Source organism: Vibrio sp. CUB2, from assembly GCF_001557945.1.
Classification (GTDB): domain Bacteria; phylum Pseudomonadota; class Gammaproteobacteria; order Enterobacterales; family Vibrionaceae; genus Vibrio; species Vibrio owensii.
The window spans coordinates 48593-64122 of record NZ_LNRB01000017.1; the positions used below are offsets into that span (position 1 = coordinate 48593).

At 44.9% G+C, this 15530-nt stretch carries 14 protein-coding genes, 1 tRNA gene and 1 pseudogene; 5 read left to right on the plus strand and 11 right to left on the minus strand.

The features are described from left to right. Window positions 1-160: 160 nt before the first annotated feature. The 4 genes from ATB78_RS22150 to ATB78_RS22165 form a co-directional block, all read right to left on the minus strand. On the minus strand, window positions 161-3448 hold the full coding sequence (locus ATB78_RS22150; protein WP_061010530.1) for a glycoside hydrolase family 3 protein: 3288 nt from the start codon (window positions 3446-3448) through the stop codon (window positions 161-163). Between the two features lie 564 nt (window positions 3449-4012). Next, window positions 4013-4086: transfer RNA gene (locus ATB78_RS22155), tRNA-Cys, on the minus strand. A 236-nt stretch (window positions 4087-4322) separates the two neighbouring features. After that, window positions 4323-5777, minus strand: a complete 1455-nt coding sequence (gene viaA, locus ATB78_RS22160; protein ID WP_005443815.1) for an ATPase RavA stimulator ViaA — start codon at window positions 5775-5777, stop codon at window positions 4323-4325. Between the two features lie 9 nt (window positions 5778-5786). Next, window positions 5787-7448 (minus strand): ATPase RavA domain-containing protein, encoded by a 1662-nt coding sequence (locus tag ATB78_RS22165; RefSeq protein WP_009696114.1) that lies wholly within the window; start codon window positions 7446-7448, stop codon window positions 5787-5789. Between the two features lie 271 nt (window positions 7449-7719). Here ATB78_RS22165 and ATB78_RS22170 point away from each other — a divergent pair, with 271 nt between their 5' ends. The 4 genes and pseudogenes from ATB78_RS22170 to ATB78_RS22185 form a co-directional block, all read left to right on the plus strand. Then, window positions 7720-8235, plus strand: a complete 516-nt coding sequence (locus ATB78_RS22170) for an NUDIX hydrolase (protein ID WP_033007037.1) — start codon at window positions 7720-7722, stop codon at window positions 8233-8235. A 24-nt stretch (window positions 8236-8259) separates the two neighbouring features. Beyond that, window positions 8260-9264, plus strand: coding sequence for a low-specificity L-threonine aldolase (gene ltaE, locus ATB78_RS22175; protein ID WP_009696116.1), 1005 nt, complete (start codon window positions 8260-8262; stop codon window positions 9262-9264). A 78-nt stretch (window positions 9265-9342) separates the two neighbouring features. Next, the gene (locus ATB78_RS22180; protein ID WP_017190809.1) at window positions 9343-9669 is read left to right on the plus strand and encodes a cytochrome c; all 327 of its coding nucleotides are present in this window, start codon (window positions 9343-9345) and stop codon (window positions 9667-9669) included. Window positions 9670-9887: 218 nt separating this feature from the next. After that, window positions 9888-10136, plus strand: a pseudogene (locus ATB78_RS22185) (hypothetical protein); the annotation flags it as partial. 41 nt (window positions 10137-10177) lie between these two features. Here ATB78_RS22185 and ATB78_RS22190 read toward each other — a convergent pair. Beyond that, window positions 10178-11299, minus strand: a complete 1122-nt coding sequence (locus tag ATB78_RS22190; protein WP_061010532.1) for a multidrug effflux MFS transporter — start codon at window positions 11297-11299, stop codon at window positions 10178-10180. Between the two features lie 128 nt (window positions 11300-11427). Here ATB78_RS22190 and ATB78_RS22195 point away from each other — a divergent pair, with 128 nt between their 5' ends. Next, window positions 11428-12207: a helix-turn-helix transcriptional regulator gene (locus tag ATB78_RS22195; RefSeq protein ID WP_061010534.1), complete on the plus strand. Its 780-nt coding sequence runs from the start codon at window positions 11428-11430 to the stop codon at window positions 12205-12207. 17 nt (window positions 12208-12224) lie between these two features. Here the strand turns inward: ATB78_RS22195 and ATB78_RS22200 are convergent, their stop codons facing one another. The 6 genes from ATB78_RS22200 to ATB78_RS22225 form a co-directional block, all read right to left on the minus strand. Continuing rightward, window positions 12225-12746: a lipocalin family protein gene (locus ATB78_RS22200; RefSeq protein WP_061010536.1), complete on the minus strand. Its 522-nt coding sequence runs from the start codon at window positions 12744-12746 to the stop codon at window positions 12225-12227. Between the two features lie 56 nt (window positions 12747-12802). Next, complete coding sequence (locus ATB78_RS22205) at window positions 12803-13330, minus strand: histidine phosphatase family protein (RefSeq protein ID WP_061010538.1); 528 nt, start codon at window positions 13328-13330, stop codon at window positions 12803-12805. Window positions 13331-13357: 27 nt separating this feature from the next. Then, a complete protein-coding gene (locus ATB78_RS22210) occupies window positions 13358-13786 on the minus strand; it encodes a hypothetical protein (RefSeq protein WP_042606073.1) in 429 nt (142 codons plus the stop codon). Next, complete coding sequence (locus ATB78_RS22215; protein ID WP_061010540.1) at window positions 13773-14426, minus strand: hypothetical protein; 654 nt, start codon at window positions 14424-14426, stop codon at window positions 13773-13775. Before ATB78_RS22215 ends, ATB78_RS22210 begins: the two co-directional genes overlap by 14 nt. Window positions 14427-14496: 70 nt before the next feature. Further along, window positions 14497-14742, minus strand: coding sequence for a hypothetical protein (locus ATB78_RS22220; protein ID WP_061010542.1), 246 nt, complete (start codon window positions 14740-14742; stop codon window positions 14497-14499). Between the two features lie 117 nt (window positions 14743-14859). Beyond that, window positions 14860-15402, minus strand: coding sequence for a (d)CMP kinase (locus ATB78_RS22225; protein WP_039976585.1), 543 nt, complete (start codon window positions 15400-15402; stop codon window positions 14860-14862). Window positions 15403-15530: the final 128 nt, after the last annotated feature.

Genomic DNA, 15530 nt, shown 5'->3' on the forward strand with positions numbered 1-15530 from the left:
TCACTGCTTCCTTGTCGAAGAAGACATTCTAAAGAGATTTCACATAGATTGCCGCAAGAAAGTTCACACTTGGCTTTTAAAGGCTTCCTCAACGAGAAAGGCGAGCTAATAAGGCTCGCCTTGTTTCTACTTAATTGAGTAACGTTCCTAGACGGTCTGTTTACTTCGTGAAGTGAATATCACTGATTTCAAACTCTACGCCAGCTTGGGTATTTGCCCATGCGGGGAAGATAGTGAAAGTTTTAACGGTTTGAGCCCAGTACTTGTTATCAAACTTCTCGGCGAAGGTGGACATTGGCACGGTCACTTTAATATCCGTATTCAACGTAATATTCTCCCCAGCCAATTCAGTGACAAAAATGTCACCGGTATCCCCATCAGCATTCACCAGCTTCAACACCAATCCGGTTTGATCGTTGTCAGGCTTTTGTGTCCCCAACGTCGATACGTTCACCGTAAACACCAACGAACCCGTTTCAACAAAGTTTTCTAAGTTCTGCGCATCAAAGTTAAAATGCAACAGGCCTTTGTAAGCCTCTGGACTCGCGTTGTTATAAGTAACCGATGCACCATCAGCAGTTTGTGTTGCCGTCATGTGGGTTTCACCGTCAGGGATAGGTCCCCAACCTTCTGTCGTGTATTGGTCTGAGGTATTTATCTGCGCACCAAAGTCGGTAATGATGTTGTACATGTCCCCCGTCAATGGTGGTAGCGCTTCATCAAGCATGTCTTCACAGCTAACTGCATCCTCAGGTAATCCATCTGGGTTCGGAACATAACGAATCTTACCTAAATCAAACTCCACAGCTTCAGTTGAATACATCAAGAAAGACGTGTTCAACATTTGGAAACTCATCCCCGTATCTTTCAAGCATTGAAGCGGTACTTTGATCGTCGTCCAAGTACTATCTGACGGTTCCGGTAACACTTTGGTGATGTTTACCTCACCACGACAAGGATACTCACAGTGTGTCGACAGCACTAAGCTCTCTGGTGCTGTGGTTACCATGCGAATATCAAACTCCAAAGTCGAATCGGCATTCATGTAACTGTTGTAGTCGGAACCCTTTTCATCTGGCGTTTGCATGTAAATTTGCGCGGCTGAATTACCAACGAAGTCGCCAGTTTCTCCAGAGAATTTTACGTTGATTGCTGACTGCTGCATGCCATCGTAGTTAATGCCTTTCGTCGTTACTGAGCCAATTGTGGTGGTGTCTTTGCTGATTTCCACGCCAGCCCAACCATTCGCACTGCCAGACATTCTCGCAACAAACTCGCCTTTTGCGTCTTTACCGAAGATCTCTAACGGGAACTCAGCAATACCGTTGTCTGGCTCGTCCATACCACAACCATAATCACGTGGGTCGAGTGGAATGTCGTTTAAGTCTTCATACAGCGCTGGGACATCGGTATGGTTCGCGTAGTTCAAACCATAACCATATGGGAATAACGGCTTATGTTCGCCTTCAATATCCTGCTCAATCAACTCACCGTTTATGCCATCAATAGGTGTTGTGTAACTAGGGATATTAAGTGCTTTGCGGTTGATTGTGGTCGAACACTTCTTAGCGCCCCACGAGTAAGAGAGTTTGCCTTTGAAATCCGCGCCATCTTTTGCGAACAGCACATCAGTAATACCTAAACCTTCCGTTCCCGGCAGCCAAGCTGCAACGAATGCGTCAGAGTTGTTGATCTCTTCATTTACGTAAAGCGGACGCCCAGAGAAGAATACCGTAACCACTTTGTATCCCTGCTCTTTTAGCGCTTTGATCGCATCAAGATCCGCTTGATAAGAGGCTTTTAGCTTCGAGAATTCAAGCGTTTGTGCTTTGCTGATGTCACCAAACATTTCTGCATAAGGATCTTCACCGATAACCACAAGCGCAATAGCTTCTTCAGGCGTTGTTGCTGAAGCATCAGTAAAGACGTTTTCTTCACCGACTTCTTGCTGCATAGCCATAAGCACCGTTTGTGCGTTCGGGAAGTCTTTCTCTATCGTGTTGCCATCACCTTGCCAAGTAAGCGACCAACCACCAGTTTGTTTGGTGATATCGTTAGCAGCCGAACCCGTTACCAAGAATTTCGCATCTGATTTCAGAGGTAGAATTTGGTCTTGGTTCTTCAAAAGAACTAACGATTCTGAAACTGCTTGGCGCGCAATGGCAACGTGTTCTGGCGCACTAAGCACGGATTGGTCACCCGCTAACGAACGCTCAGATGGTTTAGATTTCTCCCAAAGGTTTGCACGCATTTTTACGCGGAGAATACGAGTTACGGCATCATCAATTCGAGACATTGGGATAATGCCTGCGTTTACTTGGTCAATCACATTTTGGTAGAACGCTTGCCAATCGTTACGCGAGGTCACCATAAACACATCATTACCTGCGATTACAGCTTGCGGGCAGTTTGCTGCTGTACAGCCGTTGATCTCACCTTGTCCGTTCCAGTCTGTGACGACTAAGCCGTCAAAGCCTAATTTGCCCTTCAAGACGTCAGTAATCAGGTATTGTGAGCCGTGAATTTTCTGGTTTTGCATGTAATCGCCACCATCCTCAGCACCGTCGATACCGACCATAGGATCGTAGTTCGCATCGTTCCACCATGAGTTAAACGAAGACATCACCACTTGTGCGCCTGCATTCAAGCCACCGATGTAGCCCATTGCATGAATGTTGCGTAGATACTCTTCTGTGTAACGGTTCTCACCATGGTCAACACCACCCAGCGTACCGCCGTCACCGACCCAGTGCTTCACGTTAGAGATTACGTTGGTATCCCCTTTTAAGCCTTCTTCACCGCCTTGAATGCCTTCCACCATGCGCTTCGCGTATTCATACACGATTTCTGGATCTTCCGAGTAGCCTTCGTATACACGTCCCCAGCGATAATCACGAGGTGTCGCAACGGTCGGTGCGAATGTCCAATCAAGACCGGTCGCAACAACCTCTCTTGCGGTCGCTTTTCCTATTTCTTCAATCAGATCAGGGTTACGAGCTGCACCCAAACCAATGTTATGAGGGAAAACCGTCGCCATAAAAACGTTGTTGTGGCCATGAACCGCATCGGTTGCCCACATAAAAGGAATTCGGAACCCTCTCTCTGCGTAAGCTTCTTCTAGTGCCAGCCAGAACTTATCCGCTTCGTCCGCCCAATCTTGCGCGGTTGAGTATTTATCATCATTCGGGAAGCCGCCTCCGCCGTTTAGAATAGAACCTAACTTATAGGTTTTCGCTTCTTCAGGAGTGACTTCGCGAAGGTCGGGCTGAATCATTTGCCCCACCTTTTCTTCCAGCGTCATTAACGCAAGGATGCGTTGGATTTCCGCTTCCATTGCATCGTCTTTCTTGATGGCACTGTCGACATCCGTCCATTCTGCAAAATAAGGAATTGGACTGGTTGAAATCGTGTCACTGTCTGAGTCATTGCAGCCTGAGATCATCGCCATTGAGACGAGAATACTGACGATTGTTTTCTTTGTTCGTAGCACGTTATTGCTCCTGAAATATCTTGTTATCCAACGGGACCACACGTCAGAAACGTGCTAGTCACGACTAATTTTTCACTACAGGGGTTTTATTTAGACTACTGAAATAAATGATAAATAATTCTGTATTAATCACAGAAATTAACCGATCGGATAACCACGTTAGTTCATGAAACAAATAAACAAATTGCTGGTCTTGATGAGGTGCGCGAAGCTCTATGGCAAAAGGCGCGTGGTACTTTTTAATGAGGTGAACGTTATTTCACAGATTCATAGAAATGTGATTTATTTTCAAATCTTGAAAAAACGCACTAGTGACGGCTCTTCCATATTCAACAAATTAAATTGGCATGAAGTTGCATAACTTTGAAGCATATTCACACAAATGACGTCGATTATTTTTTACTGCGTTTTAAGTTGGTTGCCGAGTTAACATCAAGAGAAATGAGATTGGATGATTGAGCTTACCGAGAGGAATTTGAGGTATAAAAAAAGACGCCATAAAGACGTCTCTTTTTAAGAATTTGGAGGCGCCTCCCGGAGTCGAACCGAGGTCCACGGATTTGCAATCCGCTGCATAGCCACTCTGCCAAGGCGCCAAATTGTTTACGCTTAAAGGCTCTGCCCCGTTGCGTTGGTTGCTACTTTACGGATTCAGGAAATATAGTCAAACAAAAATCCAAAATTTCTGTTTGTTTGCTTTGTTTTAAACCAATCCGATGTTAATTCGACCTAAACCGTCCAGATTTACTCACTTTGGTTAAGACAAATCAAAACAGATAGGCAAAAGAAAAGCGGCAATCAGTGCCGCTTTTGTATCTCTCTATTATCGCGATTAACCGTTGGCAACGCGTTTAAACAAGCGTCCCACTACGTTTGGATGGTAAGACCAAGTGTGGTCAAACATCGACATTAACGCTGGGTTGCCGTACTTCGACAAGCTAATGGCATGGAATCGGTTCTTCTTCGCTTTTAATGCATCGACTTTTGCAAGCAATTCATCCTGCTGTTTTGGCGCAATGAAGTCTGAAATCACAACCATGTCGGCGTTTTTGTATTTGTCGCTGTTCATCAAATCGATGGATTTAATCAACGTTGGCTCCAAATCCGTGCCACCATGGAAGCTGTAAGTTAAAAAGTCGGCAGCTTCACGTAAGCCATCCTGACGAGTTAGCTCGTAAGTAATGTGCTCCGTGGAGAAGATGATCACATAACAATCACGTTGCTCAGCCAGAGCGATTTGCATCAGTGCATAAGCCATAGCCTTAGCACATTGCTCTGGGAAGCCACTCATCGAGCCTGACGCATCAACACAAACGATAAACGGTCCTTTTTCAACGTCCACCGCTTTATGATCGGGTTTGTGCGCTTTCACTTTACGTAGTGTGCGAGACTTACCTTGCGTACGGTAGTTCATCAAGCGTTTATCAACCAAATGCTTGTAGAACACTACCTCAAGCTCTGGGTAAGCCAAAAACATGGTTTCATTTGGTAGCAGTTTGTTGAGATCGTCACTTTCATGAATACCGACGATATCGTCTGTCGCTTCGTCACTCTTTTCCTCAACCATTTGCAGCTCTTCTGCTGGTGCGCGGTTGAGGTCAGGATCATTCACTTGCCCAGCCATGCGACCAAGCTGTTCTGCGATTTCTTGCAAGCCTTTGTGCTTTTTAAGGAACTCTGCGTGGCGCTTCATCACGGTTAAGTCGGTTTTACTCAACTTAGCGGACGCCATATCCCACAAGCGCCCTACGCTTTCTTCATCACCAGACTCCGTCACTTTATCCATGTTACGCATGGTTTCCATACGTTGATAAAGGTCGTTGAGGACTTTTTCTTTGTTCTCTTCAAGCTCAGAGACTTGTGCTTGTTTGATTGCTTCTGCAAGGCTTTGATACCACTGGTCACAGAAGTAATGAGGGAACATTGGGTTATTCACGCCCTTGTTCTTCTCCATCATGCGACGCGCTTGCATGTAAAACGCTGAGTGCCATTCAAGCTTCTTGATCACGTCATCAATGCGCTCAAAGAACTCGTTCTCATCCCAATAAATCACTTCTTGGTAGAGTGCGAGCTCCTGTTGAAAACGTTCTGTCTCACAGACTTTCGTCATGCGCTTTTTCACGTTGCCACGCCATTTAAGCAGATGGTTTTTCACTGAGGATTTCATGCCTCGGTTTTCTGCCATCATCATGACTTGTGAACGCGCCATTAAGTCGTTAACAGCACTATCAATGATGCCTGAATCTGCCACCATGAGCGCTAAGTTGAGTCCGTCTGCACCTAACATGTCGTCTCCTTAAGAGAAAAACTGATGTAAGTTTTTGAAGCGTTGAATGATCTTCTCGCTTTCACCTTGGATAGACTCAAGTCTCTGGCTCACCTGTTGCAGACTCGACTCCATTAGACGTGGTAACTCTGGATCCACGAAACTGTGCGGCAATGCGCCATGGAAGTTGGCTTTAACCTTGCGCATATGATGTTCAGCTTCGCTCAATTGGCTGACTGCTTTTTCGCTTTCTGCCAACCATTTTTGGTAAAGCTCAACGTCTAAACCTTGTTGGGTAACCAAGCTCACCAACACGCCTCGGTTAGCAATGTCACGGATCACTAGGTTGTTGGCAGCATCGACATCAAAACGCAGACGACACATATTGGTGTTTTGGTTCACGTAACCATACACATCGCCATGACCTTCTTTGATCACTCGGTCAAGCTCATCTTTTGGCACGTATACCCAGCGGCTGTCGCCTTTCTCTGATTCAGACACCGACATGTTGCTTTGCAGAATAACCAGCTTAACCAGATTCACCGCCGCGCCTACTTTGTAAGTTTTCGCTTTGGATGTATCGAAGCTCATGGTTTCTTTGCGAAGCAGACCCGTTGCGGCTTCTGCGTTTAGCGTCATGCGATATTTGTCTTCAAGCTCATGCTGTACATCAACCAAAGATTCACGACAGTATTCGATCTCTTGTTCTGCTTCTTGCTGGTCGAAGGCATGCTTAAGAGCGAACTCTTGAATCACACCGCGAACGACATCGCGTGACTCAGGGCTGTTCCATAAACAATCTTGAAGTAGCAGAAGATCAAGTGGATTGATTTCGTCACGCCCATTAAAGAACGCGCTCGCTTTAAGCAGTTTGACCGCTTTCTTCCAACGGCGGTCAGATACGTACATGTCCGTTAATGAGGCGTCGCCAAACTCAGACTCAACTTTGGTTTCCAACATCGTTTTTAGTTGGAAAAGCTTTTCGAATGCGTTGTCGGTCAGAGTGAGTTTGTCGAGTTGCTGCTGCCAGCGGTGGTATTCTTCGTCTGTGATCGCCAAGCCCTCTGGAACTTGCGCTTCTTGAGACGTACCCACTGTCAGCATGGATTTGAAGTTTTGTTTATCCTGAATGCGGTTTACAAACACGCGCACCAACATACGGTCGTAAAGTGCGTCTAAGCCGCTGTCTTCATCTGGCAGCTCGTTTGATGCAGAAACCAAAAGACGCATCGGTACACGTTCGATATCGCTGCCGTTTTTAAATGTCTTTTCGTTCACAACAGTCAATAGCGTGTTCAGAATCGCAGGACCCGCCTTCCAAATCTCATCAAGGAAAACGACTTGCGCCGTTGGTAAGTAACCTTGGGTAAGACGGACATAACGACCGTTGTCTTTTAGCTCTTGAATGCTCAATGGACCAAACACTTCTTCGGGTGTTGAGAAGCGTGTCATGAGGTATTCAAAATAACTGCTATTATCAAAAGCTTGGATAAGTCGTTTTGCGATTAAGCTTTTTGCGATCCCTGGAGGACCAAGAAGGAAGACGCTTTCGCCGGCAAGAGCAGCAAGAAGACAAAGTTTGATGGTGTGTTCGCGTTCGTAAACGCCATCAGTTAACGCTTTCGCTAGCTTGTTGATACGCTCTGAAAGAAGCGCCTTTTCTGCATTAGATGCGAAAGATGGTTGAATCATAGAAGCTCCGGCTGTTGAACTGAGGCTGTATATATAATTTTATACATTTGTTATCACTTTGTTACAAGTGTATTTTTTAGTGAACCTCGTTTATACCAGATGCTCTTCGCGCGCGTGCGCGAGCAACCATAGTTTTCATTTATGAGACATAACTCACTGAATGTGCTGGTTTCGCAAGAGTATGAAACCATTTTCTTCTTTTGTTTCCGGTGGTTTGTGGTTAATGTGCAAAACACGTCAATGCGCGGTTACAGCTAGGATCCACAACTGCATGAGCAATACAATTCATAAATGGAAGCAGATTTCTCTGGTCGAAGAGGAAGTTAAACTACCAACTGGTCGGATGATCACACATACCACTATCCAACACCCCGGTGCTGCCGTTATCTTACCTATTACTTCAGATGGCAACATCGTTCTTGTTAATCAATTCCGTCCCTCTCTTAACAAATGGCTGCTTGAATTGCCTGCTGGCACACGTGAAGGCGATGAAGATCCATTGCACTGTGCTCAAAGAGAGTTGGAAGAAGAAACAGGATACAGCGCCGAAAAGTTCACATCGCTTGGTCAAGTTACCCCTCTTGCTGGTTTCTGTGATGAAATCCAGTACTTGTTTGTTGCCGAACAACTGAACAAAACCAATCGATACGAGTGTGACGACGACGAAGTTATTGAAGTAGTGACATTGTCACGAGAAGAACTCGAACAACAAATTATTCGAGGCATTATTACGGATGCCAAAACTATCGCTTGCCTAAGCAAAGCTCGTCTTTGCGGTTATATTTAGGTCTTTTCGACCGAGGAGAGAATTATGGACTTTCGATCAGATACCGTTACGCAACCTACACAAGCAATGCGTGAAGCAATGTTTACCGCTCCTGTCGGCGATGATGTGTACGGTGATGACCCAACCGTTAACGAGTTAGAGCAATTTGCGGCTGAGCTTGCGGGCTTTGAAGCGGCAATGTTCACGACCTCTGGTACACAAGCAAACTTACTTGGCTTAATGGCGCATTGTGAGCGCGGTGATGAATACCTATGTGGTCAGCAAGCGCATAACTACAAGTACGAAGCTGGCGGCGCGGCGGTACTGGGGTCTATTCAACCTCAACCGATTGAAAACAACCCAGACGGTACTTTGCCATTCGATAAGCTAGAAGCTGCTATCAAGCCAGATGACGCGCACTTTGCACGTACTCGCCTACTTAGCTTAGAGAACACCATCAACGGTAAAGTGATTCCTCTTTCCTACCTTGCAGAGGCTCGTGAGTTTGTGAACAAACATAACTTGCAGATGCACCTAGATGGCGCTCGCGTATTCAACGCAGCTGTAGCGCTTGATGTTCCAGTCAAAGAGATTGGTCAGTACTTTGATTCAATGACGATCTGTTTATCTAAAGGTTTGGCAGCCCCTGTTGGTTCGCTACTGCTTGGTAGCAAAGAGTACATCGCAAAAGCACGCCGCCTAAGAAAAATGGTCGGCGGTGGTATGCGCCAAGCGGGTATTCTTGCTGCAGCCGGTAAACTAGCCCTTACCGAGCAAGTAGAACAGCTAAAACAAGACCACATCAATGCAAAAACCTTGGCGGAAGGTTTAGCGGAATTGCCTGGTTTCTCTGTTAATCCAGAATTTGTTCAAACCAACATCGTCTTTGCCAAGCTTGACCCACAAGTGGATATTGCTGGGATTGCGGAAAAGATGAAGGAGCAAGGCATCACAATTACGCCAGGAAACCCAATCCGCTTTGTGACGCACAAAGATATTTCGGCACAAGACATCGATACCTTCCTATCTAGCCTTAAATCTCTGCTTTAACTTGATTTTGATCATTGAGCTTCCCCTAAGGGGAAGCTTTATTCTATGCGCTTTCAAGAACTACAATGAGTGCATTTCATGCTTAGATACGTGCTTCTAACGTCTCTTCTTCTCTCTTCCTCTGTTGTGGCGAAACCTTTTGGTGACGTTGATAAAGGCAAACTTAAATCGCCTAGCTGTGTTTACTGTCATGGTTCGAACGGCATGACGACAAACGACGCTTACCCCAACCTAGCCGGTCAGAATGCTCAGTACCTGTATGATTCTATGAAAGCCTATCAAGATGGGCTTCGCTTAGGTCCTTTGGCAGAAATGATGGCAGCCCAGTTACGCATGCTGAATGATGAAGATTTGCGCGATGTTGCCGCGTTTTATTCAGAACAAACACCTCATGCAGAAAAGTGAATAATTATGGGACTTGTGAATCACCACAAGTCCTAACTCCGTTTTCATTCGCACAACATATAACCAAAACAATTAACCATTAAATCATTGATAAGCAACTCAACCCTCTTGAGATCAAATTATTGATGAATTTATAGTTCATCAACTCAGTTAATATTGACTTTTTATTCTATTTTATCGATATTTCATGCTTTCTATAATTCGACGTGAAATAGGTTATGTCTCACACACACGCTCAGCCATCGGAATCGGCGGCAACCCCAAAATCATGGCAGATGCCTGATACCCTCATTTTGATCTTCATTGTTGGTATTCTTGCTGCGATTCTTACCTACTTAATTCCTGCTGGTCATTTCGATAGCCAACAGGTGAACTACATGGTCGACGGTGCAGAAAAAACTCGCACAGTTATCGATCCATCTTCTTTCTCTTATGCAACCGACGAAAACGGTGAATTGGTTTACAACATTGCAGGGCTTTTCTTTTTTGGTTTCTTCAACAGCTTCAGCTAAGTTTTGCGTGACAATGTCACCAATAAAACCAAAGCTGCACACGACATAAGAACAAATCCAAGGTTTTGAATCATTCCAGCTAAGCCTAGGCCTGAACCAATCATCAAGTAGTACATTAATCCTAGCAATGCCCCTGCACTGCCCGCTTGCTGCTTGTAATCAACTAAAGCGGTGCTCAGAACATTTGGAATAGCGATACCAAATGCCATCACAATGAATAACATGGGTGCCAAGAACCAAATCGATGTTTGCAGCATAAACACACCGAAGCCTCCGATGATCAAAAATGCTGATGCAATCCAAAGCAAATGCGTTTGTGAGCGACCTTTTGCTAGCAATGACTTGTTCATCAAACTGCCGATTAAGGTACCAACGCCTAAAATCACACCGCTGTATCCGAACTGCTCAGAACTCAGTCCGAGCTGCTCAAAAGTAAATGCGCCTAATTGGTAGTATGCGAATAAAGCAATGTTGTAGAGCGCAACTAACAAGGCAGATTGCCAAATTTGAGCGTCTTTCAACATTCGTCCAAGTAATGAACCTATGTTTAGCGGCTGCTTTTGAGTTTGTGTTTCAGGTAGATTAACCGCGTTGTAGCACAGCAACACAAGCGCCAAAATAAACAACGTAAAGAACACAACCTGATAGCCACCGAGTGCTGTTAACTGACCACCGAATAACATGCCAATCACTGGGCTAATGGAAATACCCATGCCCATAACGCTAAATACTTTGCTTAGCTCATCACCTGAAAAGCTGTCTCTTAGCATGGTTTGTGTCACGACCGACCCAACCGCAATACCAAAAGCACTGAACGCGCGAGCCATCATCATCACATCAAAGCTTTCTGTTTGCATAGCGACCAAAGCAGATACGCCGTAAACAAGCAACCCTGCCAGCATGGTCGGGCGTCTGCCCCACTTATCTGCCAAGATTCCCCAAACCACCACGCCAATAGCAAATGCAGAAAAGTAGATAGATAGGGTTTGCGCTGCTTGTGAATACGTCACAGCAAACGACTGAGCAATATTGCCAAGTGCTGGGCTGTATATGGTCTCCACAATTTGCGGAAACATCAGCATCACCACCATCAATCCAATAGAAGGTTTCGTTTTCATTTTTACCTCTCTGTCCCACTCCTACAGATGTTTAAGTGGGTAACGAACTTAACTTGGCGTGCAGTATAAAAGGCGTTATGCTTTACCCATTAACAACATTAAAACCAAAAACATCAAGATTCGGACAAATGGCAATTATTGAAGATAATACTCGATTTGATGCGGACGCGATTGCCGCGAGTGTGGTTGGCATTGCAGCGGATGTCGGCAAACATGATTCCGGTATGCACGAACACAAGAAAGGACAATTGCTTTATGCGCCACAAGGCTGCATGACGTTCGCACTCGATAACTCTATTTGCACCTTACCTCCAACCAAAGCGGTGTGGATTCCACCGCATACTTCTCACAGAGCCGTCATGACTAACGTTGTAGCTTACCGTTCACTCTATTTCGATTGCAGTAAATACACCTGCCCTGATGAAATAGTGATGATTGAGGTGAACGATCTTTTAAAAGCACTGATCGACAAAATGGCATTATGGGAATGGGAGATTGAAGAAACGAAAACCCAAGCGACGAGCAATTTGTTTTGGGAAGAGTTTTATCAAGCGAAGCAGTTTGAATTCTCTTTACCCTTGCCCTCTGATAGGCGTTTAACAGGGTTTCGTAAGGCAATGACCAAGAGTGATTTTATAGCACCTGAGTTAAACCAACTGTCACAAACCGTTGGCGCGAGCAGTAAAACCATTACGCGCCTATTCAAGGCTGAGACTGGCATGTCTTATCAAGATTGGCGTCAACAATGGCGGCTACTTAAGGCTATTGAGCTCTTATGTGAGGAAAGACAAGTCAGTGATGTTGCCCATTGTTTGGAGTTCTCATCAGACAGCGCATTTATTGCGTTCTTTAAGAAACAAACCGGACAGACACCACTGAGTTTTATGAAGCACAGATCGTTGTTATAAGGCGATCATTTCGTGTGTTATTTGGTTTGGTCTACGAGAATTAGCTCGTCCAACGCAAAGCCTTTCTCTTTTGCTACCTGTTTAAACCGCTCGACTGTTGCTTTATCGACAGTTGGTGTGCGTGACAGTAGCCATAGGTAGTCGTGATTGAAACCAGAGATAAACGCGTAGTCATAGTTCTCACCTAGTTCAAATACGATGTAAGACGAATAAAACGGACCGAAGAAAGACACTTTTAAATGCCCTCTGTTTTCACCATCAACAAAATACGCTTTGCCGTCAGCTTGCGTCCATTCTTTATCTTCTTCTGAATAGCCTCGGTTGATAACCGTTACGCCACCATCCTCACGGAGCTCGTATTCAGCCGTCACATTCGATAAACCACGTTCAAAGGAGTGATCAAGACGGGCAATTTCATACCACTTACCTAGATATGGTTGAAGTTCAAAGTTGTTGACGGGCTCCACGCCGTCCGGTTTAGACGTACAGCCAAACAACGTTGCAAGAGACAAAAGTAAAAGTGTTTTAAGAGATTTCATACAGCAACCTGAAATTAAATTAGTGTCTGATTTTACTATAGAAGATAAAAATTCGATCAGAAATTAATGTATCGAAATTCTCCACAGGACAGCCCTACGTCTTGGAAACCTTGTAGTGCTTCAAACACATTAAAGTGGCTCACGACAACAACCTTTCGATATTGGCGGTAACGATCCAGCACCAACTCAGCCCGTGCTTTTAGCTCATCAACATGTTCGTAGCGATTATCGGTCATTGGAATACCCGCTTTTAACAGCTCTCGGTATTTGAGCCAGCGCCGGTCTCTTTCATTCAATGTAATGTAGCCACCTTCTTTGTCCGCACGCCACTCTCTCAAGTCATGCTCAACAAACAAAGGCAAATCGCGATGACGATTCAGAATTTCTGCAGTTTGAAGGGCTCTTGTATAAGGAGAGCTGATGATGATTTCAGCATCATTGAAGACTGGATGATTGAGTTTTTCTTGCAGCACGAGCAAGTGCTCTCGGCAAAGCGGCGCATAGTCCTTCTCAAGCTGAGTCATCTGCCGCTCATCCGCTAACGTAAAATCTGGCACGCCATGCCTTACAAATACAATGTCCATATTGTGGTGCTCGTCCTTGTTAAATTGCTATTGAGAAATTGGAGTCAGTTTTAGATAGGAGTGCACTTCTCCATTTTTGTATTCAATCGCCGAGTGGATGGAAGGTTCACGGTTTCCCACAACAGAAAGTTCATAAGTGTTTTCACCTTTGTAGATCGTGATATGAAGTACGCCAGCCTCTAGCTCCCAATGCCCTTTGGTATGAAGGCGTCCAAACAAGGTGTATTCATCAAGTGAACCATCTGCATGTAAGTGCACCTCTGTTATGTAGCCACCCGTGCAGCTCTTGATCCAGCAACGATCACTGACTTCTTCGAAGCGTACTTCTCTTTTGCTTGCCTTCCATTTTGAGAAACGTTCCGACTCAGCAAAAGATGCTTCGATATCGGAATGTTCTTTTATGGGCGCCCCTTCAAGCTCGCGTAAGCAAAGCTGAATCCAACTAGTTATTTGCATGGAATGTCCTTAAGGTTTCAATTGCCCTTTTTACACCTAAACGTGGGCTGCTTAATACTGGAATGTCGACATCAACTAATAATGCAGCACCTGACATCGAAGCTTGTGCCAGTACGATTACGTCATAATCACGAGCCTTTTGTTCTATTACCGCTTTTATCTTGTCGTAATAGCCTTGGTTATCTTGGTCGAGAAAACGCTCCCAAGCACCTTCAACCACAAACGTATCTAACTGACGGATACAATTGCCCTCACTTGTCTCAAGTAACGCCAAGCTAGGTTCAATGGTTGTCGATAATGCCGCGAGTAACAACACTCGCTCATGAGTGACAGCTTGGTCACCCATCGCGCGGTCGATACGCTGAACGTTAACGCCCTGCTTTGTAAGCGATTCAGCAAAGCGACCAATTGAGGAGCAGGTACAAACCACCAAGTTTGCTTGTTCAGAAAGCTCGCGTACTTTGTCTTGCACGGATTGCTCCACCTTAAATTCGTCCTCTCCAGCAACCAAACGCTCCAACAAGTCAGCATCGGCAAAGTCTGCGACTTTTAAATCAGGTGCGAGCTCTGTCATCAGTTCGGAGAAAGGTGGAATGTGTACGGGTGAAGTATGAAGAAAATATAGGTCGTATGGCTTCATGCTAAGTTGTCGATTTTTAGTTCAATTTCGACAACTTAGCACAAGGCGATGGGAATTAATGCGATCAGAGTTACTGTTGTGCTTCCCAAAGACCAAGAAAGTACTTGCCGTAAACCACTTCAGTTTGCATATGCATAATCAGTAAAAATGCAATCAAAACTAATATAAAGCGATTGAAATAACGGCTGACTTTGGTACGGATTTTTATATCGAATACACCGATATGGATACCAACATAGGCAAAGGGGTAAACCAACAAAACAGCGAGTAACCAACCTAGGTAACCGGATATCGCCATTTCTTCGTAGCCGATCATAATACCTCCACAATGAATACGACAGGAACATGGTTAGTATTCATCATCTAACGGAGGCTGAATGTCAGGATTTACACAGCTGCGAGCCGTTGCCAAAAAGTTACTTAAATAAGTTACTTATCTATTTATAAAATTTTGAGAACCAAGAAAATCTTGTGCCATTTTTGGCGAAGTGATGTGGATGAACTCGATGGGTGAACCTTTTAAGTCCTCTTTCAGTTTTAGATAACGCTTCCGATTCTTTCGGTAGTTCTTAACCGACCACCAAATAATCGAGTCTGTACTCAAAAACGCTTTTCTAAAGCTTTCTCTATTGCCAGTTCCTTCCCAGAACTCTTCTTTAGTCCATGCCCTTTTGATAGCACGAGTTACGGAGCGATAAGTGGTGATAGAACGTGAATAATCGAGCCAGATGATGGTATCCACCCTTTGCCATTTGTACGGTTGTGTTCGGCTGTAGTTCCCGTCGAGTACCCAAGCGTCTTGTTGAGTTACGTCCACGACTTTATCGAAGAACGTCTCATCATCGAGTTCTTTCCAATCGGGAAGCCAGAACAACCTGTCCATTTCTATGTACGTGACACCTAATTTCATTGCGAGCTGCTTTGAAAACGTCGATTTACCGCTTCCGCTGCTGCCTACTACATTGATCCTTTTCATTAAATCCTCCTAGGTGACCGTACCAAATTGACAAAGAGCGACGCATTCCAACTATAGGTAAGTCTGGAAAATGCGGAGGCGGGATACTAATGATTCCGCTTTAAAGTTCTAGCGTTGATTCAATGAGA